The sequence below is a fragment of the Bacteroidota bacterium genome (assembly GCA_016706865.1).
Lineage (GTDB): Bacteria > Bacteroidota > Bacteroidia > Chitinophagales > BACL12 > UBA7236.
Window position 1 is genome coordinate 1 of record JADJIS010000003.1, and the last position, 22,134, is coordinate 22,134.

Genomic DNA, 22,134 nt, shown 5'->3' on the forward strand with positions numbered 1-22,134 from the left:
TTAAAGAAAAATCCGCATTTCTGCCGGAAATTTTCAGAATCTCGGTGTTTGTGCGGGCTGCCAAAAATCCTTTCGGCGGAGCCGGATTCAGTTTTTATCCCTACAAGGTTTTGCGGTGGAAAGGCCCGTTCTTTCTGATAGTTGCCCTCATTTCCACTGCCTTTTTTAATGGGCAAACATATTTTATAAAATTCTGTTCTTTTTGCAATTGCTGGGATTTATTTCCCCTTATCGACAGGCTGTTCCAGCAGCTTAAATATCCATAACTTTGCACTCAGCCCGGTAGCCTATTTTTATATGATGAACCTGGCATTGTTGTTAGGATTTTGTCAAATGGGTTAGAAGATAAAGACCTTACCCGGAATCCCACACAGCGAAACGTAGAATAAATACTAAAAAACGACATGGACGAAATAAAATTAAACACTATCCGGGAAGCGATAGAAGATATAAAAAATGGCAAATTGATTATTGTTGTAGATGATGAAAACCGCGAAAATGAAGGCGATTTCATCACTGCAGCACACAATACCACACACAGAGATCATCAATTTTATGGCGAACTTGCCGCTCCAGAGGATTGATCTTGCCACCTATTGAAGATCGTTATGAGAGTGGGATTGAGTTTAATAATTTGGATGATAATGCTGCATTGCATTCCGCACCATTCTCTGTTTCGGTGGATCTTATCGGACATGGCGGCACAATAGGTATCAGTTCCATCGATCGGTCACTTATTGTTAAAGCATTAATTAACCCTGAAATAACAGCTAAAGATCAGCTCGCCCGGACATATATTTCCATTAGGTGCAAAAAGGTGGTGTATTAAGAAGGACAGGTCACACAGAAGCGGCTAGATCTCGCCCGTTATGCAGGTTTGAACCAGCGGGAGTTTTAGTGGAGATCGAATGAGGATGGAACCATGGCGCGGCTGCCCGACCTTATCCGAGGTTGCAGAAAACATAAGCTGAAAATTATTCTCTAAAAAGACCCAGTTGAATATCGTCTTCAAAAGAAACGCTCATCACAAAAGAAGTTGCAGTTACCTTGCCCTCAGACTAGGAAATGTTGAATTACTGCCTACACCCAAGCAACAGTAACCGGTGAAGTGCACCTTGGCACAGTAAAAGATAGTCTGGAGATAAGGGATGATGCAGTGATGGTTCGTGTGCACTCTTCCTGTGCAACAGGCGATATCTGGTTCTTGCACGTTTGCGATTGTGGCGATCAGTACATGCCGCAATGAAAATGATGGAAAAGCGGAACCAAAGTGTATTATTATATATGCAGCAGGAGGGAAGGGGAATTGGATTATTAAATAAACTCAAAGCCTATAAATTGCAAGAAAGGAATGGATAATGTGGAAGCAAATTTAGAACTCGGTTTCACCATGGACCAGCGCGATTATGGTGTAGGTGCTCAAATTCCACGCGACCTTGGAATTCGAAAACTGAAACTAATAACGAATAACCCAAAAAGCGGGTAGCTTTAAGGGTTACGGGTTAGAAATTATGGACAATATCAAGATAGAGATTGCCCTAACTCTCACAATGAGTCTTACCTCCTAACCAAGAGGGATAAAATGGGCCACGAAATCCTTTAAGGGTTAAATCAAGCAACAAGCTTTGGTTCCGTGGCCGTAACTTACATTCAGCAATTCGTTCACTGAGATCAGCTCATCCGCGGGTGCGGCTTCAAATGCTACGGGATTGTCGAATACTAAAATCTTTAACGGGTGACTTGCCGCCGTGGTGCCTTAAGCGTTTCGACAGTTTTGCAAATTGTTAATGGTGTCGTGTTACCTGGTTATCTAAGTTTACACTTACAACCCGCTCTACTCCGGTTTGGTCCTTCTGCAGAAGAAAATCAAAACACTTGTTCGTCCAGTTGTATTTGTTGTACAATTTCCAACCGTCGTGGTGACAATACATGTGTTCAAGCGACGATTTGATCGGGACCAACATTTCGCTTTTTAAAGGCTCGTTTTTTAAAAGTGTGTGAAGCATATACCCGTAAATTTTTTGGTTTCTGATTACAGGGTGCAAGGTCACTCGAAAAAAATACAGGCAAGAAAAAATCAGGTCAATTCAACAGAGGGTTTACATAGCAATATCATATCATTTTGATAATCAAGCAATTATCGAAATAATACGTGAGTAAAATTAACATAGAGGATTATTGCCCTCCTTTAAAAATTGGAAGGTAAGCTAAGCCTAGTTAGACTAATGAAATCCGGCTAATTATCCACCTATTTCAGTGTCCCAAACGTTGCCTCTTGCATTTACATTTGAATTATGATGCTGTGCATCGTTCATTTGGATGTTACCATTGTTGTTTGAAGGGTTAGAAAGATACCCAAAGACATAAGAATAGAAAAAAGGATTGCCATAATGTTAAATTTAGAAGGTTAAGTTAATTTAGCTGTTATTTGTATTATTAAAACTGAATAAAAAGTCTGTTACATGCAAATACATGGTGTTAAGGGCTAACAAGTATGCTGACAGATACGATAAGGGTAGTAAACAAAACTGCTGTGTGTATGCTAACAGGTAGTAATTAGTGACAAAAAGTAAAGTCTGTTTATTCTGCCATAAGTAACAAAATTATGAAAAAAATAACTCAACTTATACAAACATTTTCACCTACTGAGATCAGCAGTTTGCGTAAATACTATGCGATAAATAGCAGACAGGACACCATATTAAGAAATAAACTATTTGAAATAACTCTCAAAAAATAGCCCTAAAAGTGACAAGGAAGCCGCCAATTTATGGATACAAAACCTGGTGCGGCCTTTTCTATGTTAAAGAAAAGACTTTATAACGATGCATTAAAAATATTGTTCTGGGGTGAAGGCTCAAAACGATTTAAATCTAAATTTTACGAAAGTAGATATCAAGTTAGGATGATGATTATGGAAGCGGACATTTTACTTGATAGGCAATTAATTACAAGTGCACGAGATGTTTTAGTTAAAGCCGAAAAAATTGCCAATAAATATGAATTAGATGAAGAATTGTTATTGTTAAAGGATTTAAAACAAACAAGAAGAGGACTATCTCGAACTCTTCCAAAATACCTTCAACTTTCCAAGGACAAAGTGCTTCATATAGATGATATAAAAGACAAATTAATGGCAGCAGATTATCAGCGTCAAATAATTATGCCGAATTTGTATGCTGCGAATAAGGATTTAAGCTATATAGAAAAATCAAGAGAGGCAAATAAACTTTTAAAAGAATTAGTAGATAGAAATCCCAATGCAAATATTTTAGCATATTACTACCGAAGTCAAATAGTTTTTTATCACTTAACTAGTGATTATGTTGAAGGTTTAAAGGTTGCACTAAAATATGCAGATCTAATAAAAAATAGCCCTGCGGTTCATTCAAAAGATGCTATGGGTTCTGCGGGATTATATTTATCAAACATAAGTCTGCAATTATATAAATTTGATGACTCAATAAGATATGCAGTAGATCATATGGACTATTTCTATCATGGTAGTCCAAATCAAGTTGGATTATATGAAAATTTATTTGTAGCATATTTGACTACGAAGGAATTTATTAAAGCAGAAGCTCAAATTAAGATCGTAACCTCATTTAAAATCGTTAAAACTGGTAATGTATTTCACTCTAGGTGGATGTTTTTTCGTGCAAATTATGAATTTGCTTTAAACAATTTTAGTGAATCATTAGCCATTTTACAGAAACAGACCACCTTAACTAAAGATAAAGCAGGGTGGTGGTTAGGATATAAAATTCTAGAAATGCTTTGCATAATTGAATTGAAGAATTATGACTGGTTAGAATATAGAACTGAAACATTTAGAAAATTGTTGAGCTGTTCGAACAAAAAACATAGCTAGGCCTAAAATAATTTTAAAATTACTCAAGGCCTTAATAAAAGAGAATTACGATTTCAAGGCAGTTACTAATTTGCAAAAGGAAAATCTCAACTTACTAAAAAAAGGTGAAAGCGATTACCGTTGGGATCCTGATGGCTACGAAATCATCCGTTTCGACACATGGTGGATGGAAAAATTAAAAAACCTGTCAGGAAAAATTAAGTTATTTCATTTCCAAAATACATCCAACTCATTTTCACAAAAGCTTCTTCCTTGTGAATGGTCTGAATGTTTTCCAGTTGCTGGGGAGTTGCAATATCCTGAACTTCATTAAAAGTATTCTCTCCTCAAAACGTATATGTTTTTCCAATTCGATCTGAATTTTTGAAGGGATAAAACATTTGGTGTATCGTTAAATAATTCTTTAAGTTGGCGGTGTTGATCTAGTGCATCTAGAACATGCTGATGCTGATTCCCTAAAATTGGAAAAACTAATTTTCTTCCAATTCGAAATGTTGAATCAAATGTGTTTGGTAAAACCAATCGCAATAATTTTTATTCTTTGCACATCAATACCTTTTGAAAATCCTGTTTTAATTTTCCAGCAGAGCAGGAGAGCCTGATGATGCTCGCGGCTAAGCGGTGCAAGAAATTCATTTCTTTTTATTGGTTTTATGTTCTGCATAAAAAGTGATAATTAAAAAAATATTTATTTATTCTAATGATCTATCTTTAAAAACACCTAAATTCCGTCCCTTCATTTGGAGTGCTTTGCACCAGAATTTTGCCTCCGGTGCTGTTAACAATTTCTTTAACGAGATACAATCCTATGCCCGAACCCTCTATTTCATTTTCGAGGCGATAGTATTTGGAGAAAATGGCTTCCTGTTTGGTGGGGTCTATTCCTATTCCGTTGTCTTTTACAGAAATAACAATAAAGTTATCGTTGCGTGTGGTGGTGATCAAAATCTCGGGTCTTCGGTCGGGAGCTCTGAATTTGATGGCGTTATTCACCAGATTATACACTACAGATCGCAGTTTCCGGCGTGAGTAGGTGATCTCTGATACCTGTATATCGCTTTTTATTTTCACACCAATTGCACTGATATTGTCGTTGAGCGTGAGGCGCACATCTTCTAAGATATGTTCAAAATTGAGCAGTTCTATTTCGGCTTTGTATTTATGTTCGGTTTTGCGGGTTTCGGTGAGCTCACTTATCAGGAGATGCATTTTTTGTGAGAGAGCTGTCTACAATTTTTAGAAGCGATTTGAACTCCTGTTCATCCTCCGGAGTTATATTTTAAACAGCTCAATTGCTATTACAAGGTTGGATAGAGGATTTTGATATCGTGCGAAATGGTATCCAACAGAATTTCGTGGTCAGCTATCAGTTTTTCCTGTTCCTTCAGGTTTTTTATGCGCATGGTGATCTCCACAAAAGTGATAATTACCCCATCGGTCTTGTTGTCGCGCATTTTCACATAAGGAATAATATTCATCTGATACCAACGCAGATCTGTGGTTTGGATCTCCTTCTCCAGAATTTCGTTGCTATCAATTACTTGCTGAATATTTTCGATGATAGAAGGAAAACGGAAGTTGTCTTTTATGTCGTCAATTGGCCTGCCAATATCAGTTTTGGCAAGGTTGAACTGTTTCATTGCCGGCGGTGTAAATTTCTGTAATTTGAGGTTGCCGTCAATAAACAATTGAGGTATAATGGTATTGCGGAAATAATTTTCGAGTTCGTCGTTGTGCTCTATCAGTGATTTTATCTGTTGATTCTTGTCGGTCATTCTTGGTGGTTAAGTGTTCGTGTCTATAGCTCGAACAAATGTAGCAGGCTGGGTGTAAGGAGGCACTTCAGGTCAAAACATACATGTCACTAAGGGTAAAAGAGCTAAGTTTTCATAAATATAGGCAAAAACGGGGATTAAAACATAATTTGGGCCAAAAAAGGGTCTCAAATGCAGCGCAACCACTACCACCACAGCCCTAACATCCACGTCCGCAACCGCTATTACAAGAAAGTAACTTGAAATCCGATGATATAAAGTAAAAAACCAGCGCCGCATTGGAATCAAACATTGACCTTAATAGCAGATTGTGCCTTATTACGATAAAAGGTTTAAATTCGTATCAGATATAAAAAGAAATGACTATTAAAAATTAGTGTTTGGTTGCTCTACATAAGAAAACTGGTAATTTTTATTAGGATGTAGGAACACTAATTGCTAAAGTCAAGGCGTGAGATTTAGCATTCATACATCCGGATATATCAGTGCCTCTATTTTGGAATAATTTAATGCCTAACATCCATTTCTTTTTATACATATTTGAAACAAATTTTGAAATCAATAATTTTTATAACTTAAAATGTAACAATATGAATTCTAAACCCAACGAATCACGCCATCTCCACAAACTTACCTATTTAGTGGTATGTATGTTTACAGTAAGTTATTTACTTAGTATGAATAATGTAACCACGTTTATTTTTTCTGATGGTTTTAAAGGTATGTTTATTTACGATGATACAATTCCGCCTGTTGAGGAAGGAATGCCAGACACAAATGGACTTGTTCAGGAAACGGTAGTAGATGGAATAGATACGGTCTGGTATTTAGGATATGACACTATAACAACGGAATTTGAAGAATTTAAACTTGGAATCCTAGATTCTATAATAACGATAAATTTGGGTTCAACTAAAAAACAGTCACTAAAAGTTTATTCGGATTTGCAACTGCAGGTATTTTTCAAAGGTTGCAAATGCCTAACGACTCTTCTAGTTTAGATCAGTGGCAGTGGATTAGCGATATTCAACCTCAAGTGCTTCGCTTTCCCGGAGGAGCTGATAGTAAGTTTATGGATGTACTAAGTGGACCAGGTTACGGATATGACCTACAAACAATTGTACGCTATTTTGATATGACCGATAGCATTTTGGATTATCCGACTTTAGCTGATGTTTTAGATGATGCTTCAATCGAAGATTCTATTGATAATTGGGTAACTCCTGCAGGAAATTACGTGGACGATTATAAAAAATTCAAGGAATCTTGGAATGAGCAGCAAAATCTTGATTCGACACACAAGTTTATTGATGATTTCATAGAAATGGTCAAAAAAATTGAAGTTGAAAACGGTATAACTGTTAAGGTAGTTTACTGCCTAAATATATTTAGTAATTCAGCTACTCAATGTGGAAATTCCAGTCAAACTGACCCCACCTGAGCAATTTAAACTGACCCCACTTCTGCGGAGCAAACTGACCCCATCTCTGCAATCCAAACTGGCCCCACCTGTTTCATGTTGGACAGGCCCTGCATTTTTGATTTGATTATACTGTTTTAGCACGGTGATTTTTTACTGTTTGCATTATCGTATTATGACGATTCTGTAAACTTAATAAATCATGGCGAATAAAACAATTAGTATGAACACAATCAGACAAATAATGAAGCTTTATTCGCAACGAATGGGCAAAAAGAAGATCGGAGGCCGATTATCTATTTCCAAGAACACAGTAAAGCTGTATATCGATGCCTATCATCGATTACAAAGGCCCTGGGAGGAGCTTTCTCTTTTGACGGACTACGAGTTAAATAAAATATTCAATCCCGTACAAGAGGTTATTGCAAGTAATAAATTACAGCAGGTGTACGATTTTTTTCCAATTATGGAAAAGCAGTTACGCAAGCGGGGTATGACCATTGCTATCCATGCACGTCGATTTTTGGAGGAACATCCCGATACCTATAAAGAGTCACGATTTTACTTCTATTACAGGCAATATCAAAAAAAAGCAAATCCAGTATGCATATTGAACACAAGCCCGGAGATAAGGCTTATGTTGATTTTGCAGGAGTTAAATTACCTTATGTTGATACAGAAACCGGAGAGATAAAACAAGCTGAAATATTCGTTGCTATTTTAGGTTGGAGCCAGTTTGTATATGTGGAAGCAATGCAGGATCAAACAAGTGAGGAATTTATTTTGGCTTGCGAAAATGCATTGATTTATTTTAATGGAGTTCCTTCTGCACTGGTGCCAGATAATCTGAAAGCAGCAGTAATTAAAACAGATAAATACGAACCGGAATTAAATGCAAATTTTAAATCCTTTGCAAATCATTATGGATTTACGGGTACTTGCCTGCACGCTCCCGAAAGCCACAGGACAAAGCACATGTGGAGAATATGGTTAAAATTGTATATAAAGATATTTATACCCGTATTTATGAAACCGGTATTTTGCCTTTGCCCCTGCTCAATGAACAGATCCGGATCTATCTCACTGATTTAAATAATGGATTGCTTACCGGAAAAAATTATTCAAGAACAGAACAATGGACTTTTGAAAAAACAACACTGGATCCGCTGAACACTTCCAGATACGAAATGCGAAAAATGATCCAGGTTACTGTGGCAAAGAATGGTCATGTAAGGCTTGCTGAAGACCAGCATTACTATAGTGCACCGTTTGAATTGATCGGGAAAAATTAAGGTTGCAATACTCCCGTTCATTAGTGGAAATCTTTCAACAATACGAACTTATTGCAACACACAAAAGAGTGCTGAACCCACATCGATACACAACTGATCCAAAACACCTCTCACCCGAACACAGATATCTGACAGAATGGAATCCAACTTTTTTTTTAGATCAAGCACGAGCAATAGATCCAATTGTGGAAAAATATATTGAGCAAGTACTTGCCAAAAGACAACACCCTGAACAATCCTATAAGTCATGTTCGGGTATCTTATCATTTGCAAAACGAGTAGGACCTGCAAGATTAATAAATGCATGCAGACGTGCAATAGAGGTGGGTTATTACAACTATGGGATCATTGATGATATATTGAAAAATAATATGGATGACTATACAGATGAACCCGGCCCCGATAATATGCCACAGCATGAAAACATACGCGGTGGCGATTATTATCAATAAAAATAATGCAAATAAAAAATCAAAATTATTTATTTAATCAAATCAAAAAACAAAAAAACAATGCAGGAAATGTTAACCAAAATGAAGTCCATGCGCCTTCTGGGAATGGCACAAGCCTTCCAATTATCAATGGAATCAGGTAAGAACGAAAAGTTTACCTCGGATGAAATGGTCACTCATCTGATTGAATCGGAATGGGACGATAGACATAACAGAAAAATGAATCGGACAGTGAAAGATGCCCGGTTCCGTTATAAAGCAAGCATCGAACAAATTACTTTTGATGATAATCGGGTAGATAAAAACCAAATACACCGATTGGCTGATTGTAATTTTATTAAACGCCATGAAAATATTATTATTACCGCATCAGGTATCGGAAAAAGTTATTTAGCATCAGCAATTGGTCATCAGGCATGTTCAATGGGTTATCGGGTTCTGTATCAACACAGTGCGAAACTCTTTGCACGAATGAAAATAGCAAAAGCAGACGGGTCTTATTTAAAAGAGCTGTCTAAAATGGAAAAACAACAATTATTATTGATAGATGATTTTGGAATACAACCACTTGATGCGCAAAGCAGGTCAGCATTAATGGAAATCATTGAGGATAGGCACGGAAAATCATCAGTAATCATAACATCACAAGTGCCGGTAAGTGGCTGGCATGATATCATCGGCGAACAAACCATTGCAGATGCAATTTTAGATCGGATCGTGCACGATGCACATCGGGTTGAAATGAAAGGTGAATCATTAAGAAAAAAAGACACCTGGAAGCGGAAGAAAAATTTGATTTAAAAAATTAAAACTAACTTAGCCAAACATTGCAAAAAACAATTATTAATAAATCAAAAATGAGAGGCAACTTTGAGGGGTCAGTTTAGATTGCAGAAGTGGGGTCTGTTTGGTTGGAATATCCACTCAATGTGCGGATATTGTAAAATATTTACGAGATTCGTCTATCAATCATATTTATCCTGTTAATGTGATCGGCGTAGAAATGGGTAACGAACCATATTTTGACTATGCTCAATTAATGATGGGGTGGGAATCCTTTGAAGATTACTGGGATTATCTCAATGGAATTAATAGTGTTGACACAATTTTTGAATATGTATTAGGAGATTCAGTATGGAATAATCATGATTTTATAGGTGCATTTAAAAATAATCAATTTTTTCATTGCCCCATTGGAATACCTGCCGAAAATTTGAAAGATTCAGAATACGCTCTCTTTTCTCCAAATGGAATAGACGATGGAACCAGAAGCATAGATGAAGATTGGAATTCAAAGCTGAGAGAAAAGTATAGTGCAAAAGAGAATATTACTGGTGTGCCATTTGCTAAACGGTATGCATTTGATGCGGTTATTCTGCATCCGCATTTATGACGGACATAATTGGGAACATATCCCTCTGAATAATCTGGATTCCACCTACGAATGCAATTTAGATGACACGATTTCAACGAATGATGAGAGGCTTTTTGATACTTATGATGAACGGTTAGAAGTAACATTTGATACTATTGGAATCAATTTTAGAAAATTTCTACAAACCCGATATAAAGAATCGTATGACGTCCATCGAGACACTTTATTATTTTACCCTGGAGTGCCACACCAAAAAGATTTATGGGTAACAGAATGGAATTTTAAAGATCAAGGTAATTACAGAGATGGTCAATTAAATAGAATTGGTGTTGTTTCTCATGGATTTATGCATGGGTATATTGTTTTTGAATGGTTTTTGAAAGACATTAAACTTAATTATGATTCTGATTACCAAACTGGATTTCACACTCTTTCGACTTTCCATAATTTTGGAGGCGGGGCAACAAATGCAATGATTCATCCTGCATCCAATGAAGAACTTGATACATTAGGTAAGAACTATCCACCTTATGACATCACTCCAAAAGCTACAGATCCAGAAGCTAGAAATTATTTAATGAAACGAACAACATTTCATTCATTTGATTTGTTAAGTGAAATAACAAAAAATGGTTTAAAATATTTGCAAACAAATTACACTATGGCAACTAGAAGTGTTAATGTGCAACCTTCAGTATTTATAAATCCCGAGCAGAATTTCCTTTATATATACTACAGTAACATCCGTGATACTATCCAGGAATATTTAATTAATACCGCAGGGACATTCGGCGTATATGTTGATGGTGGAAAAATTCGAGTGTCTGATACTGCAGAACTCTTCTGTATAGATGCATTGAAACCATATTCTACTTCGGGAAAAGGTAACGGCACTTTATACCGATTAAATGAGACATATGCTTTAGCCAGAAGATACAACTTGCAATGAACTATATCCGATTGAAATTAAAAATATTATTATGTATATAAACGTACCTTGGGGTGATTCACTATTAACGTTGACCGCTCCTGCATATTCATATGGATATTTTAAAGTTCCTATCCGGGCTTATTACCCTCTCAGGGTTGATGAAGTTAAAAGTCAATATGATATGAAGCTCTATCCAAACCCCGCAAACAATACGGTTTCAGTCATCGGGCTACAAGACAATTTTGCCATTCAAGGAAAATTAGAAGTCAAAATGATTAACGTTACTGGTAGCACTTGTATGGAAACTGACATTATAAGTGGACAACAACTTGACATATCAAGTTTGAGTTATGGAGTTTACCAAATAATCATTAAATTTGAGGATGGCAATATAGCCGTTGGAAAGTTAATTAAACAATAATTGAAGAGAACAAAATTTCATATAGAGGAATATTCAGCTTTTGCTGTATGTTTTTTGTTATTACAAACAGAATCATCAGCTGAAGCTGTTTACTCCGACATTATTCCTGATACCTTAATAGATTTCGATTGGGAAACATTTGGTATTGATATGAATAATGATGGGGTTGTTGATTTTGCGCTTTTAAAGAGATCCTTTTCATTTCTTGAAACTACTTATTGGTCAAGTTATATCACTTCTCACTTATGTATATTTTATGCAGGCCCCCAAGTCTTTGGAAACATGATCGCAGGTAAGAGAGTTATATTAAGCCCTTCTTACGGTGGCTTTACGGTATATCATCCATATGCACTTGCAGAGGATGTACTAATAAATGAGGATTTAGATTTCCAATTTGCTGGGTATCAAGAATTGGCCTATGTTTATAGAGGTGAATACAGTTCCTATGCAGATAATGGAGGGAATTGGTTTCCTGAGGTGCTAGACCACTATTTAGGAATATATTTTAAAGATACCATGAATTGTTATCATTATGGTTGGATTCGATTGGACGTAAAAGATTCTGGTCGTGAATTGGTCATAAAAGATTTTGCATACGAAACGGAGTGCGATCATCCGATAGTAGCCTATGATACAATCAGTTATGTTGATGTCGAAGATGAAAATAAATTGGATGCTGTAGTTTATAGTTTCGAGAATACCATCTATATAAATGTAAGTGAATTACAAAAACTCGAAATTGATATTTATGACCTTACAGGCAGATTGATCTATTCCAAAATAATGACGGATAGAATTTTTTCTATTAAATTAAATCAACCAACTGGATATTACATTATCAATTTATCTTCAGACAGTAAAAAGTATTCAAAGAAAATATTTATAGATTAATGGTTTACACCATGTTGTTTACAAACCTGTGCAACATTGGATAAACCTAGATTTTCAAATCCAAATTCATTTTTATTTACGTATGATACCATCTGATATCTCAAATTGATGCCTCTGAGATTTAAAATAAGTTTCAATTTCAGTGATAAATTTTGTATACTCTGCATCATCAAAAAGAATGCCCAATCGGGAGCAGGAATTGTGGTTTTTTTCGAATTAAAGAATGAAAACATAGGGTTTAGGCTTTGATCTTATTCAGTTCAAAGTTACAAAAAGTCATAAAGTAATGTAATCCTGTTTACCTACAATTAAACTAAAAAACATCCCTCCATGTTCAGTAAACAGGGAGGGACGAAGCCTAAATTTCGAATTTATTTATTTCCTGATACAATTGTTTATTGTCTCATTCCAAGTGCTGCTCAATTCCAGATTTGAGTGTTGGGGTTTATCAAATAATGGTTAAATTTGATGATCAGACACTTGTTGTCAAAAAACTCGTTAAGCAGTGAAAAAACGGAATTTAGCATCCAAAATTATTCGGCTTTTGCTGTCTGCTTTTTGCTTGTGCATGAGGAAGCGGCAGCAGAAGCTGTTTATACTGACATTCCTGATACGCTGATAAATTACAATAATGAAACATTTGATATTGATATGAATGGCGATGAGATTATTGATTTTGCTGTTATAAGAAGATCATTTTCATTTTTGGAAACCACCTATTATTCAGGATATATAACGTCTCACTTGAGTGCACTTTCTGCTGGTCCTCAGGCGGTAGGAAATAAAATAGCAGGATTCACTGAAGTTTGGGGCGGCTCTTCTGCGGCAGGTTCTTTTCTTGTTTATTTTCCTTATGCTCTGGATGCCGGAGAAATGATTGATGATATTTTGAGTTTTCAGGACGATGGCTTTCAAATTTTAGCGTTTCGATATCGCGGACAATATAGTTCTTACGTTAAACATGGCGGAGATTGGTACCCCGAAAGCAATGATCACCATTTAGGAGTATATTTTAAAGATAGCGAAGATTGTTACCATTATGGATGGATACGTTGTGATGTAAAGAACGAAGGCAAAGAGCTTGTAATTAAGGATTTTGCCTATGAAACAAAATGCAGTATTGGAATTTTGGCAGGCGATCTTATAGGTGATACAACGACTGTTGGAATTAATGAGTTAGATAAATTAAATGCCACAGTTTATAGTTTCGAGAACACTGTGTATATAACTGTAGAGGAATTGCCTAAAGAACTAGAAATTGATATTTATGACCTTACAGGCAGATTGATCTATTCCAAAATAATGACGGATAGAATTTTTTCTATTAAATTAAATCAACCAACTGGATATTACATTATCAATTTATCTTCAGACAGTAAAAAGTATTCAAAGAAAATATTTATTGATTAGTGGTTTACACCATGTTGTTTACAAACCTGAGCAACATTGGATAAACCTAGATTTTCAAATCCAAATTCATTTTTATTTACATACGATACCATCTGATATCTCAAATTGAAGCCTCTGAGATTTAAAATAATTTTCAATTTCAGTGATAAATTTTGTATACTCTGCATCATCAAAAAAGAAGGCCCAGTCAGGAGCAGGAATTGTGGTTTTTTTCGACTTAAAGAATGAAAACATAGGGTTTAGGCTTTGATCTTATTCAGTTCAAAGTTACAAAAAGTCATAAAGTAATGTAATCTGTTTACCTTCAAATAAACTAAAAAAAACATCCCTCCATGTTCAATAAACACGGAGGGACGAAGCACATATTTCGAATTTATTTATTTCCTGATACAATTGTTTATCGTCTCATTCCAAGTACTGCTCAATTCCAGTTCCTCCGAAAGTGAAGAAAAATCTGATCCCGCATTAAAAAATTCCAGTATAGTTTCCGGAACACCTTTTTCACGGGGTGTTAAAACGAGTTCCAATCGGTCGATAACAGTGTAATTTCCGGCTTCATTTTTAATGACCCTGCTGCTGTTGGCTACACGACTTTTTTGAAATTGATCGGGCATTATCGGAATAAATATCTCGTTCATTTTAATTTTTTTGTAAAAGAAAATAGCTTTTACTGTTTCATCCATGCCAATTGCAGTGTCGTTCCAGACATCGTATTTAGTAATATTGCAATTATTTTTCTGCGCAAGGCCTTCTAGTGCGGAAAGAATTTTTTTCTTTCTTTTTTTAACACTACTGCCTAAAAAAATAAAGGGAATAATTAAAATAAGTAAAATTATTCCTCCTGTAATTAATGATCCTGAATCCATTATTTGTCAATTTTTAATTTAATAATAAAATGTTATCCGTATTTACCACTTTGTAGTGTTAAACCGGAAAATAAAATTGGAGGCCATATCTCCGTAAATAAAAAAGTGAGATTGTTCTGTTTTTACCAGAAATAATGGAAAGGAAATATAATATCTGTTTGCCTTAATCGCAAAAGAAGTTTCGATGCTATAAATTCATATGCAGTATAGGTTGCAATATAAATTTGTTGCTCCTTAGCGGAAGAATTAAAAATTAAATCAATGTTATTATTAATTGCCGGAACAGGCGTAATATTAATAAGCCCGGAGAAGTTTTCGTTTTGATTTGTGTGATAAAGGCGGTCAGAAATTTCATCTATACTGAAACTGCTTTCATAATTACCCTTGTCGGATCCAAAACCATGTTCCTTTGTATCAACCGTTTTAGAAAAACCACTGTTTAAAACAATTACAATGCTATAAAGCAGCAAAAATTGCAATACGCCAATTGTTTTAAGACTTTGTTTCACGCCGCAAAGATAAGTCAGGAATCACTTCTAATTCGCGTTTATTCTATTCCTATTATGATCCTGCGATAGGACTGCCGAAGATGCCCACTGCGAGCTCAGCCCATACAAGGAACAGAATGGCGAAGATCGCTAAACACAACACTATGCGATATTCCATTTTTTTAATTTTTCGCAAAACAAATTCCACAATAAGGCCTGTTCCAGTCAGCAAAATACCTGCTATTATAAAATCAAAGGTGTTCCAGTCGAACCCCAGGGAGAACTGCATGGCAACAAGTGGAATAAGGAGTATAACTGCAACTATGGATAAAATGATGGAAAGATGTAAGTTTTTCATAATTGATCTAATTTAAGGTTTAAAAGTGCTTTGAATTGCAAAGTTAAGGTGCTCTCAACAGATTTGCAAGGGATGGATCAACTGTTTAGAAACTTTAACATTTAAGGGTTTGAGGAGGAGAGTGGTGAGAAGGTGAGAGGTTGAGTATGTGAGTAGGTTGGGAAAAACGAGTGGGTGGGTGATGGTGGTAGCAATGGGAATGGGTAATTGACGGAAGGATGTTTATACAATTTAATTTAAGGAGATCAAGGAATGAATTGTTCGGATGGTTCATATGACCTATGCACGCAAAATTTTCTCCATTTTGCGACCTTTTGCCAATTCATCCACCAATTTATCCAAATACCTTACTTTTTGGGTTAAGGGATTTTCAATTTCCTCCACGCGATAACCACAAATTGCACCTGTTATCAGGTGAGCATTTTCATTTAATTTTGCCTGCTGGAAGAATGTTTCAAAAGTTACTTTTTTATCAATGAGTTCTTTCAGCTTTTTTTCATTGAAACCGGTTAACCATTCTATTACCTGATCCAATTCTTTTTTTGTTCTGCCTTTTCTCTCTACTTTAGTGATATAGAGAGGATAAACTGAAGAGAATGTCATATTTGCAATTCGTGCATCGTGATGTATGGTGGTCTTCATAATTTATTTTTATATCAGATCGAAATTATTTTAATCTTGTTAATTGTCCTTTTCTTTTCACAATATTTTTGTAATCCCACTGAATTTCTTTTGATTTTTTAAGCCAACGCACAAGTTCTTTTTTATTTATTTGTTCCACATTCGTATAGAAAATGGAAGCGTCTTTAAATTTTTTGCCTACCACATTTAATTCTTCCACATCAAAATCAGCGCCACTCCAAAACATTAAACGCAACCCGGTTTTTTGTTTGTTATATCCAACAATTGGATTCCCATCCAAAAACCAAACCGGATGTGCATGCCAAATTTTGTTTTCTGCTTCGGGTAATTCTCGATCAATGATCTCTGCTAGAAGGTTGCAGATCTTTTTGTCTTCTGGGGTTTGTTGGTCGTTGTAGGTTTTAATATCCTGGTTCATAGTTTTTTAGATAATATTTATTTTTAACATTTTAATTAAAACATATTTGCTAAAACTAAGGTAAACAAAATTTTCATTTAATATTATCCCTAAAATCTTTATTCCGTAAAATCAGTAAATGTTTTTCCATCGTATTTGCATAAACCGGTATTTCTTGTGCCAAACCAAATGTTTCCATTTCTATCCTTTACTATGGTATAAACATGGTTATGATTTAACCCATTTTTTGTCGTAAAAAGTTCTTTCGATTTGCCATCAAATCGCCATAAACCACCATCTCCTTCATTTTGCATATTTCCGTTATTATGTGCAATCCAAAGGTTTTCATTTTCATCCTCCAAAAAACATACAAGCATCTCACCATTAATTCCAATTTTTTCATTCAAATTCGAAAATGATTTACCATTATATTCATAAATGCCGTGAGTTGGGCTTAGAAATAACAAATCTCCGTTGTTTTTTTCAATAATTGACCGAAATGAATTGATACTATCCGGGGTAAAATTATTGAGAGATTTTCCATCAAACACAACAATGCCTTCTCCTTTCGACCAAGCTGAAGAGAGCCAAATATTTCCATACCTGTCCTGTAACATTGCGGAGATATCCATTAATTTCAAATTATTATTATTTATAAGTGAATCATTATCTAAAAAATATCTAAAAAGAGGTTCATCTTTATCATAATCTTTAGTTGGATCATGAATATATATTCCTTTACTTGTTCCGAACCAAATTTTTCCGGATTTGTCCTGCATTATACTCCATACAAAATTATCGCCGGTTTGAAACACATAGGGTGATCGTTTTCCAGTAGAACTGTTTATAGTGTTTTGTGGAATCAGGTATAAGTTAAAATCTTTAGCCTCGGGTTTTCCTTCACCCGGTTTATATCTGATCAAACCTCTGCGTGTACCAAACCAGATGTTGCCTGATTTATCTTCCAGGCAACTTAGAATATCATTGTGATTGAGATCTTCTTTCAGGGAGAAATTAATAAAAGACTTATGAGTAAAATTAACAAAGGAAGTGCCATCATAAACATAAATTCCGTTGCCTGCTGTACCGAACCACATATTACCCAAACGATCCTGCAACCCGCTTTGCACAAACATAAATTCTTCAGCCAGGTCGGGGATGAAGTGATTTTTAATTAATTTAGGCTTTATATCAGTACTTTGTGGGTCGTTTGTTTTAACCTGAGCGTTGCAGGAACTGCATGCAATGCTAAATAGGATTATAAATGTTCGTGTAAAGAGAGTATTTTTCAAATTGTTCAATTTAATATTGTTGCAACCCTATGCCCAATTTTCCTTGTTTGTGGTTTTGTAAACTTTATTAAAAATACAAAAATTAATTTTAAAGATAAATCAGGTTATAGTAAGTTTATTTTTCGAGTATAACTTTCAGTTTGTTCAAACTTTCATCCATATCCCTCGCAAAATTCTTTTCTGCCATTGGTATCATTAAATTAATCGGATATTTTAATTTGCCGCCATTTATAAGATATACTTTGGTCTCATTATCGGATAGGAATTCTGTTTCCATAATTGTATAAGAAGTAACCCGCATTGGTTTTATAAAACGAATTTCTGTTTCAATTTTTTTTCCTTCTACAATGTTCTTAATTTCCTTTTCACCCTGACCGGCATTTTTATTTCCACTCCAGGAATAAATAAATCCAATTGTTCCGTCTGTTCCTTTAAATTCTTCCTTCCTGTTTAATTTGTCGGTAGTTGCCCATTTATTGAATTGATCCTGGTTTTTAAGCAATTTTAAAAAGCCAAATACCTTTTGAAGAGGTGCATTTATCACAATTTCGCGTTTTACGTAATGATGCTTTTTCATAAATAACGCTATGATCAACAACAGAATTATTATTCCCGCTATTACCAGTAGAATGGTGGATAATATATTCATTTGATAACTTTTTAAATGACTATAATTTATTTACGTTTATTTATAGCAAATATCATTGCCGATGATACGATGATCATTACAACCGCAGCAATGGTAAGTGTATTTTCTTTTTGGGAAATTCCAATTAAAAGGTCCCCAATAAACATAACCAAAAGGAAAATATATGCTAAAATCAGCATGGGAGCCGACCTTTTTATTGTTGCAAAAGCGAGTATAAATCCAAGTGCAAATTGCCGGGCAGCCCACATATAAATCAGATATTTTACTCCTTCTGCTTTAAGGTCGGCATTTTCCATAACCGATTGCGGCGAAAAGCATAACTGTATACTTACCATAAGTTCCAGAATTGCAAATATTCCGGATATGATAAGTATCCATTTCGGGAGATTTTTTTTTACTTCGGTCATGATTTATGGTTTTTTGGTTACTTGGTTTTTATTGCCTGTGCAACTTTTGTAATATCGCGATAGTCGTTAACCTTCATCGAATAGGGAAGGATATTGAAAAATCGATAATAAAAATACGAAGTTTTGATTTATATGGAATCTAACCTATCTTATAGAGAAAATGCGGTTGATAATGGTTGCCCTAGAATTTCTTCATTGTATAGAGATATTATAAGGAGTTTTAAGTCCCCCAAATAGATTCCGATCAAATAGATCGATTATTTCCTCAACATTATCCGCTAAAATTGTGTCTCTGTTTTTTGCAATTATAATCACTTCAAATGGGATCTCGTTATCAATTTCTGCTATTGCCGACCCAACCATTATCTGTTCTTTGGGTTCTAACTGATAAACATCGAATCCATCTTCCGTTGTACGTATTTTGTTTTTTTCAGTCTTAAAATCAACAGTTTCTTTAACTAAAATGGTGGTAGTATCATTCGTGGTGTTTGTAACTGTAATTAAATAATATGGGTCGCAACTTGAAAACATAATTGGGAAAGTAAAAATTAACAGAATTGTAATGATTTTTAGGTGCATAAGGATCAAATTATAGGTTAAACATCTTTTCTGAAAAAATAAACTCCTCGATTTCCACTTCTCGGGCATTGGCGAATGATCTTTGCGTTCCACTTCATTCTTCAGCAACTTTATTTTTCCCAAACAGCCTGGCATAAAACGGTAAACTCACACCGGTTTTTATCATAAAAAATAACCCAACACAATACAGTGTGCTGAAAAGAATCACTGAAAAGCAGATGGATTGTATTATAATACCATCTGTATGTCCCTCCTGCAAGGGCAATGTTGCAATAACCGCAGCTCCTAATCCTTTAGGAATCATTATTGACATTACCGCTTTATCTAACATGGGTGAATCATTGGCAGCTACAATTTTTACTGCAATTATTCTTACTGCAAAAAGAATAAGTGTTATAAATGCTCCCCACAATAATAAATCAATCCTGTCGATCTGCATTTTGATTCCGATATAAACAAAAAAGAATATTCTCAAAAGAAAAACTATTTCGCTAAAAAAATCTCTTTCCTTCTGCGGTAACATTATACTCTTATTCGGAATAATATTTTCCAAAATTTTGGGTTCAAAATATTGAAGATTGCCAATTGCAATTCCAAAGGATAAGGCTGTTAACGGTCCGCTGAATTTCAAATATTCCGCTACCCCATATAGAATAAATAAAAAAGCAGGGGTAGAAAAACTCGTAGTTTTTAATGTGGGAATTTTGCTGATAATAAAAGACCATAAAAATGCACCTCCAATTCCAATAATTAATGCAAGTACAAGAGAAGAAATGAATTGAGAAATAATGGCACTGGCCTCCATTTCCCCTGTTATCATGAAACCCAGGATTCCAAGGGGAATAGCAAGTGTGAATACATCAGATTCTGCAGATTCCATGATTAGTGTGGTTGCAGTTTTAGGTTTCACCGCTATTTTTTTTACCAATCCTACTACAACCGCAGAGGATGTTCCTCCAAGGGTAGCTCCAATAAAAAGACAACTCACCCAGGACAGGTCGAAAATAATTATACTTAAAATAAACCCTGCAAGCCATGTTATCAGGAAACTCAAAGTTGTAATACCCGCTGATTCCTTGAACGAAGATTTTATTTCTGATATCTTTAAATCAGTTCCACTTTCAAACAAAATAAATATCAGCACCAGATTACTAAACAAAGGACCCATTTTTCCAAAGGAATCCGGGTCAACAAATTTAAACACCGGGCCTAACAACATACCAAGTAACATTAGCCCCAACACATCCGGAATACTTTTGCGTTCAAACATTCCGCTCAGGTAATGCCCCCAAAAGATGAAAACTCCAATTATAATTATTAGGATGGCTGTTGTCATAATTTAATAGTGTTTATTTGGCTGAGGCAAAAATAAAACGCATTTACAAATAAATTCCGGGTATTTTGTGTGGAATTATTTGTACAGTTTATTTGGAGCAGTCAGCATAACGATTTATAATTAACAATTTTCAATGGCGGTTAAGGTAATCAAAAAATTATTAATAAAAATGGAAATTTTATAATAAATTATACGGTATAAATCATGATCCGGCTATTTTGCAGAGTTAACTAATCGGAAACTTTATTAAAAAAAATGATATTTTATTTTATCGGAATCTAATGTAGGAAGGTCGTTGCGTAACTTACACAAATACGCTATAAACTGCAATTAATTAATTTTTGTCATGACAGTCTCTCGCACCATATCAGAATAATTTGAAGATACCCATGTGTACATTTTGGCCATCAATTTTTATAATTTCAATTTTTAAAATATCTGTCGGTTTACCGTTAATGGGTGTATCAGCTTCTAATATTTTTCTGTCATGTAAGTCTTTTTGCAAATTTTTCATTAAAACCTCATTTTTCTGCATTTTTTGCATGCCAAATTGTTGTGTTTCCGCTAAAATAGTTCTATTCTGTCAGCCATTTTTGTTCTCTTTTAAGTTTGTAGGCAAAGTCTGTTTCGGGCATCCTTTCGTTTTCTTGAGATTACCATTCTTCCACTTTTCTATTGTTATACAGTTTCCTTCATTGTCATAATTGATAATTTCACCATTAAGTTTACCTTTTTTGTAATTTTCAGTTCTCTGTAATGTTCCATTTGAAAAATAAAACTTCCATTGTCCAGAGGGAGTTGGTATAAAATTAAAAGTTGAAATATCTCGCCAATTTAATTCGCATCTAATCGTTCCATCATTATAATAACCGGTTTTCTTATAGAGATAACCAGGTGGTTCAAGCTGAAAGGTGTCTTTGACCAGGATACTCTTTTTCAAATTTGTTCGTATCAAATATTCGCTTTCAATAATATGTGTAAATGTCCCCATTGAGTTGGAGTCAAATGTCAAAATAATTGTATCTCCATAAGTTGTCCATTTTCCTGTCCAAGTTGGAGTGGGATACACATTACCGCTTTCCGTTAAAACAAAGTTGTTATTTGATTTGATCTCGAGGCAGTGTCCATGAACGATATGCCAATAGCAATATTTACCATAAATATTCTCTTGACCATTCGTCGTGAAAGAATATGAAAATAATAGTATAAGAGTTAGTAGTCTAAACATAAGGTTGCCAATAATATTATAGGTAGTTGGCCAGTGACGGTTTGCGGATTTTGT

General features: G+C 34.9%; 32 protein-coding genes and 1 pseudogene. 17 read left to right on the forward strand and 16 right to left on the reverse strand.

Annotated features, from left to right (window positions below; genetic code table 11):
• The first annotated feature begins 404 nt into the window (after window positions 1–404).
• The 6 genes from IPI31_09590 (at window position 405) to IPI31_09615 (ending at window position 3,871) form a co-directional block, all read left to right on the forward strand.
• Complete coding sequence (locus IPI31_09590) at window positions 405–584, forward strand: 3,4-dihydroxy-2-butanone-4-phosphate synthase (GenBank protein MBK7568062.1); 180 nt, start codon at window positions 405–407, stop codon at window positions 582–584.
• Window positions 581–829, forward strand: a complete 249-nt coding sequence (locus IPI31_09595; GenBank protein MBK7568063.1) for a hypothetical protein — start codon at window positions 581–583, stop codon at window positions 827–829. The genes IPI31_09590 and IPI31_09595 overlap by 4 nt, the downstream gene beginning before the upstream one ends.
• Window positions 830–1,108: 279 nt before the next feature.
• Window positions 1,109–1,246, forward strand: a complete 138-nt coding sequence (locus tag IPI31_09600) for a hypothetical protein (GenBank protein ID MBK7568064.1) — start codon at window positions 1,109–1,111, stop codon at window positions 1,244–1,246.
• A 5-nt stretch (window positions 1,247–1,251) separates the two neighbouring features.
• Window positions 1,252–1,359 (forward strand): hypothetical protein, encoded by a 108-nt coding sequence (locus IPI31_09605; GenBank protein MBK7568065.1) that lies wholly within the window; start codon window positions 1,252–1,254, stop codon window positions 1,357–1,359.
• Complete coding sequence (locus tag IPI31_09610; GenBank protein MBK7568066.1) at window positions 1,352–1,486, forward strand: hypothetical protein; 135 nt, start codon at window positions 1,352–1,354, stop codon at window positions 1,484–1,486. Before IPI31_09605 ends, IPI31_09610 begins: the two co-directional genes overlap by 8 nt.
• Window positions 1,487–2,770: 1,284 nt before the next feature.
• The gene (locus tag IPI31_09615; GenBank protein MBK7568067.1) at window positions 2,771–3,871 is read left to right on the forward strand and encodes a hypothetical protein; all 1,101 of its coding nucleotides are present in this window, start codon (window positions 2,771–2,773) and stop codon (window positions 3,869–3,871) included.
• Between the two features lie 207 nt (window positions 3,872–4,078).
• Here IPI31_09615 and IPI31_09620 read toward each other — a convergent pair.
• The 3 genes and pseudogenes from IPI31_09620 to IPI31_09630 form a co-directional block, all read right to left on the reverse strand.
• Window positions 4,079–4,535, reverse strand: a pseudogene (locus IPI31_09620) (hemerythrin domain-containing protein).
• Window positions 4,536–4,582: 47 nt separating this feature from the next.
• Window positions 4,583–5,080 carry a HAMP domain-containing histidine kinase gene (locus IPI31_09625; GenBank protein ID MBK7568068.1) on the reverse strand — a complete coding sequence of 166 codons (498 nt, stop codon included), beginning with the start codon at window positions 5,078–5,080 and terminating at the stop codon, window positions 4,583–4,585.
• Between the two features lie 89 nt (window positions 5,081–5,169).
• The gene (locus tag IPI31_09630; GenBank protein MBK7568069.1) at window positions 5,170–5,646 is read right to left on the reverse strand and encodes a PAS domain-containing protein; all 477 of its coding nucleotides are present in this window, start codon (window positions 5,644–5,646) and stop codon (window positions 5,170–5,172) included.
• A 677-nt stretch (window positions 5,647–6,323) separates the two neighbouring features.
• On the opposite strand from IPI31_09630, the gene IPI31_09635 reads away from it, so the two are divergent.
• The 10 genes from IPI31_09635 to IPI31_09680 all read left to right on the forward strand — a co-directional run bounded on the left by IPI31_09635 (window position 6,324) and on the right by IPI31_09680 (window position 12,428).
• Entirely contained in the window at window positions 6,324–6,647 is a 324-nt protein-coding gene (locus IPI31_09635) for a hypothetical protein (protein ID MBK7568070.1), read from the forward strand.
• Window positions 6,623–7,087 (forward strand): hypothetical protein, encoded by a 465-nt coding sequence (locus tag IPI31_09640; GenBank protein ID MBK7568071.1) that lies wholly within the window; start codon window positions 6,623–6,625, stop codon window positions 7,085–7,087. Before IPI31_09635 ends, IPI31_09640 begins: the two co-directional genes overlap by 25 nt.
• A gap of 582 nt (window positions 7,088–7,669) precedes the next feature.
• On the forward strand, window positions 7,670–8,158 hold the full coding sequence (locus IPI31_09645; GenBank protein ID MBK7568072.1) for a transposase: 489 nt from the start codon (window positions 7,670–7,672) through the stop codon (window positions 8,156–8,158).
• Window positions 8,159–8,166: 8 nt separating this feature from the next.
• Window positions 8,167–8,358 carry a hypothetical protein gene (locus IPI31_09650; GenBank protein MBK7568073.1) on the forward strand — a complete coding sequence of 64 codons (192 nt, stop codon included), beginning with the start codon at window positions 8,167–8,169 and terminating at the stop codon, window positions 8,356–8,358.
• A gap of 2 nt (window positions 8,359–8,360) precedes the next feature.
• A complete protein-coding gene (locus IPI31_09655; GenBank protein MBK7568074.1) occupies window positions 8,361–8,810 on the forward strand; it encodes a hypothetical protein in 450 nt (149 codons plus the stop codon).
• Between the two features lie 60 nt (window positions 8,811–8,870).
• Window positions 8,871–9,611, forward strand: a complete 741-nt coding sequence (locus IPI31_09660) for an ATP-binding protein (GenBank protein MBK7568075.1) — start codon at window positions 8,871–8,873, stop codon at window positions 9,609–9,611.
• Window positions 9,612–9,717: 106 nt separating this feature from the next.
• Complete coding sequence (locus tag IPI31_09665; protein MBK7568076.1) at window positions 9,718–10,203, forward strand: hypothetical protein; 486 nt, start codon at window positions 9,718–9,720, stop codon at window positions 10,201–10,203.
• Window positions 10,175–11,134, forward strand: coding sequence for a hypothetical protein (locus tag IPI31_09670; protein ID MBK7568077.1), 960 nt, complete (start codon window positions 10,175–10,177; stop codon window positions 11,132–11,134). Before IPI31_09665 ends, IPI31_09670 begins: the two co-directional genes overlap by 29 nt.
• A 31-nt stretch (window positions 11,135–11,165) precedes the next feature.
• Entirely contained in the window at window positions 11,166–11,537 is a 372-nt protein-coding gene (locus IPI31_09675; protein MBK7568078.1) for a T9SS type A sorting domain-containing protein, read from the forward strand.
• Window positions 11,538–12,428: a T9SS type A sorting domain-containing protein gene (locus tag IPI31_09680; protein MBK7568079.1), complete on the forward strand. Its 891-nt coding sequence runs from the start codon at window positions 11,538–11,540 to the stop codon at window positions 12,426–12,428.
• Here IPI31_09680 and IPI31_09685 read toward each other — a convergent pair.
• Complete coding sequence (locus tag IPI31_09685; GenBank protein ID MBK7568080.1) at window positions 12,425–12,661, reverse strand: hypothetical protein; 237 nt, start codon at window positions 12,659–12,661, stop codon at window positions 12,425–12,427. The two genes, IPI31_09680 and IPI31_09685, sit on opposite strands and share 4 nt — an antisense overlap.
• A gap of 247 nt (window positions 12,662–12,908) precedes the next feature.
• Between IPI31_09685 and IPI31_09690 the strand changes: the two genes are divergently transcribed.
• On the forward strand, window positions 12,909–13,838 hold the full coding sequence (locus IPI31_09690; protein MBK7568081.1) for a T9SS type A sorting domain-containing protein: 930 nt from the start codon (window positions 12,909–12,911) through the stop codon (window positions 13,836–13,838).
• A 377-nt stretch (window positions 13,839–14,215) separates the two neighbouring features.
• Here the strand turns inward: IPI31_09690 and IPI31_09695 are convergent, their stop codons facing one another.
• The 12 genes from IPI31_09695 to IPI31_09750 form a co-directional block, all read right to left on the reverse strand.
• Window positions 14,216–14,704, reverse strand: a complete 489-nt coding sequence (locus tag IPI31_09695) for a hypothetical protein (GenBank protein MBK7568082.1) — start codon at window positions 14,702–14,704, stop codon at window positions 14,216–14,218.
• A gap of 122 nt (window positions 14,705–14,826) precedes the next feature.
• Window positions 14,827–15,213 carry a hypothetical protein gene (locus tag IPI31_09700; GenBank protein ID MBK7568083.1) on the reverse strand — a complete coding sequence of 129 codons (387 nt, stop codon included), beginning with the start codon at window positions 15,211–15,213 and terminating at the stop codon, window positions 14,827–14,829.
• Window positions 15,214–15,265: 52 nt separating this feature from the next.
• The gene (locus tag IPI31_09705) at window positions 15,266–15,550 is read right to left on the reverse strand and encodes a hypothetical protein (GenBank protein MBK7568084.1); all 285 of its coding nucleotides are present in this window, start codon (window positions 15,548–15,550) and stop codon (window positions 15,266–15,268) included.
• A gap of 279 nt (window positions 15,551–15,829) precedes the next feature.
• The gene (locus IPI31_09710; GenBank protein MBK7568085.1) at window positions 15,830–16,192 is read right to left on the reverse strand and encodes a DUF2200 domain-containing protein; all 363 of its coding nucleotides are present in this window, start codon (window positions 16,190–16,192) and stop codon (window positions 15,830–15,832) included.
• Between the two features lie 25 nt (window positions 16,193–16,217).
• A complete protein-coding gene (locus IPI31_09715; protein ID MBK7568086.1) occupies window positions 16,218–16,610 on the reverse strand; it encodes a DUF1801 domain-containing protein in 393 nt (130 codons plus the stop codon).
• 98 nt (window positions 16,611–16,708) lie between these two features.
• Window positions 16,709–17,881, reverse strand: coding sequence for a hypothetical protein (locus IPI31_09720; protein MBK7568087.1), 1,173 nt, complete (start codon window positions 17,879–17,881; stop codon window positions 16,709–16,711).
• A 115-nt stretch (window positions 17,882–17,996) separates the two neighbouring features.
• The gene (locus IPI31_09725; GenBank protein ID MBK7568088.1) at window positions 17,997–18,530 is read right to left on the reverse strand and encodes an SRPBCC family protein; all 534 of its coding nucleotides are present in this window, start codon (window positions 18,528–18,530) and stop codon (window positions 17,997–17,999) included.
• 26 nt (window positions 18,531–18,556) lie between these two features.
• Window positions 18,557–18,937 (reverse strand): hypothetical protein, encoded by a 381-nt coding sequence (locus IPI31_09730; GenBank protein ID MBK7568089.1) that lies wholly within the window; start codon window positions 18,935–18,937, stop codon window positions 18,557–18,559.
• Window positions 18,938–19,129: 192 nt separating this feature from the next.
• Window positions 19,130–19,516 (reverse strand): hypothetical protein, encoded by a 387-nt coding sequence (locus tag IPI31_09735; GenBank protein MBK7568090.1) that lies wholly within the window; start codon window positions 19,514–19,516, stop codon window positions 19,130–19,132.
• Window positions 19,517–19,610: 94 nt separating this feature from the next.
• Window positions 19,611–20,852, reverse strand: coding sequence for a cation:proton antiporter (locus IPI31_09740; protein ID MBK7568091.1), 1,242 nt, complete (start codon window positions 20,850–20,852; stop codon window positions 19,611–19,613).
• A gap of 367 nt (window positions 20,853–21,219) precedes the next feature.
• Entirely contained in the window at window positions 21,220–21,396 is a 177-nt protein-coding gene (locus tag IPI31_09745; GenBank protein MBK7568092.1) for a hypothetical protein, read from the reverse strand.
• 39 nt (window positions 21,397–21,435) lie between these two features.
• Window positions 21,436–22,080, reverse strand: a complete 645-nt coding sequence (locus IPI31_09750; GenBank protein ID MBK7568093.1) for a hypothetical protein — start codon at window positions 22,078–22,080, stop codon at window positions 21,436–21,438.
• Window positions 22,081–22,134 lie beyond the last annotated feature (54 nt).

What these genes read in the sequence shown, in the direction of transcription:
- IPI31_09590 (MBK7568062.1), top strand. Translation starts at nt 405, where the DNA reads ATGGACGAAATAAAATTAAACACTATCCGGGAAGCGATAGAAGATATA.
- IPI31_09605 (MBK7568065.1), top strand. Translation starts at nt 1,252, where the DNA reads ATGGAAAAGCGGAACCAAAGTGTATTATTATATATGCAGCAGGAGGGA.
- IPI31_09610 (MBK7568066.1), top strand. Translation starts at nt 1,352, where the DNA reads ATGGATAATGTGGAAGCAAATTTAGAACTCGGTTTCACCATGGACCAG.
- IPI31_09615 (MBK7568067.1), top strand. Translation starts at nt 2,771, where the DNA reads ATGGATACAAAACCTGGTGCGGCCTTTTCTATGTTAAAGAAAAGACTT.
- IPI31_09625 (MBK7568068.1), bottom strand. Translation starts at nt 5,080, where the DNA reads ATGCATCTCCTGATAAGTGAGCTCACCGAAACCCGCAAAACCGAACAT.
- IPI31_09630 (MBK7568069.1), bottom strand. Translation starts at nt 5,646, where the DNA reads ATGACCGACAAGAATCAACAGATAAAATCACTGATAGAGCACAACGAC.
- IPI31_09635 (MBK7568070.1), top strand. Translation starts at nt 6,324, where the DNA reads ATGAATAATGTAACCACGTTTATTTTTTCTGATGGTTTTAAAGGTATG.
- IPI31_09640 (MBK7568071.1), top strand. Translation starts at nt 6,623, where the DNA reads ATGCCTAACGACTCTTCTAGTTTAGATCAGTGGCAGTGGATTAGCGAT.
- IPI31_09645 (MBK7568072.1), top strand. Translation starts at nt 7,670, where the DNA reads ATGCATATTGAACACAAGCCCGGAGATAAGGCTTATGTTGATTTTGCA.
- IPI31_09660 (MBK7568075.1), top strand. Translation starts at nt 8,871, where the DNA reads ATGCAGGAAATGTTAACCAAAATGAAGTCCATGCGCCTTCTGGGAATG.
- IPI31_09670 (MBK7568077.1), top strand. Translation starts at nt 10,175, where the DNA reads ATGCGGTTATTCTGCATCCGCATTTATGACGGACATAATTGGGAACAT.
- IPI31_09675 (MBK7568078.1), top strand. Translation starts at nt 11,166, where the DNA reads ATGTATATAAACGTACCTTGGGGTGATTCACTATTAACGTTGACCGCT.
- IPI31_09685 (MBK7568080.1), bottom strand. Translation starts at nt 12,661, where the DNA reads ATGTTTTCATTCTTTAATTCGAAAAAAACCACAATTCCTGCTCCCGAT.
- IPI31_09695 (MBK7568082.1), bottom strand. Translation starts at nt 14,704, where the DNA reads ATGGATTCAGGATCATTAATTACAGGAGGAATAATTTTACTTATTTTA.
- IPI31_09705 (MBK7568084.1), bottom strand. Translation starts at nt 15,550, where the DNA reads ATGAAAAACTTACATCTTTCCATCATTTTATCCATAGTTGCAGTTATA.
- IPI31_09710 (MBK7568085.1), bottom strand. Translation starts at nt 16,192, where the DNA reads ATGAAGACCACCATACATCACGATGCACGAATTGCAAATATGACATTC.
- IPI31_09715 (MBK7568086.1), bottom strand. Translation starts at nt 16,610, where the DNA reads ATGAACCAGGATATTAAAACCTACAACGACCAACAAACCCCAGAAGAC.
- IPI31_09725 (MBK7568088.1), bottom strand. Translation starts at nt 18,530, where the DNA reads ATGAATATATTATCCACCATTCTACTGGTAATAGCGGGAATAATAATT.
- IPI31_09730 (MBK7568089.1), bottom strand. Translation starts at nt 18,937, where the DNA reads ATGACCGAAGTAAAAAAAAATCTCCCGAAATGGATACTTATCATATCC.
- IPI31_09735 (MBK7568090.1), bottom strand. Translation starts at nt 19,516, where the DNA reads ATGCACCTAAAAATCATTACAATTCTGTTAATTTTTACTTTCCCAATT.
- IPI31_09740 (MBK7568091.1), bottom strand. Translation starts at nt 20,852, where the DNA reads ATGACAACAGCCATCCTAATAATTATAATTGGAGTTTTCATCTTTTGG.
- IPI31_09745 (MBK7568092.1), bottom strand. Translation starts at nt 21,396, where the DNA reads ATGCAAAAAATGCAGAAAAATGAGGTTTTAATGAAAAATTTGCAAAAA.
- IPI31_09750 (MBK7568093.1), bottom strand. Translation starts at nt 22,080, where the DNA reads ATGTTTAGACTACTAACTCTTATACTATTATTTTCATATTCTTTCACG.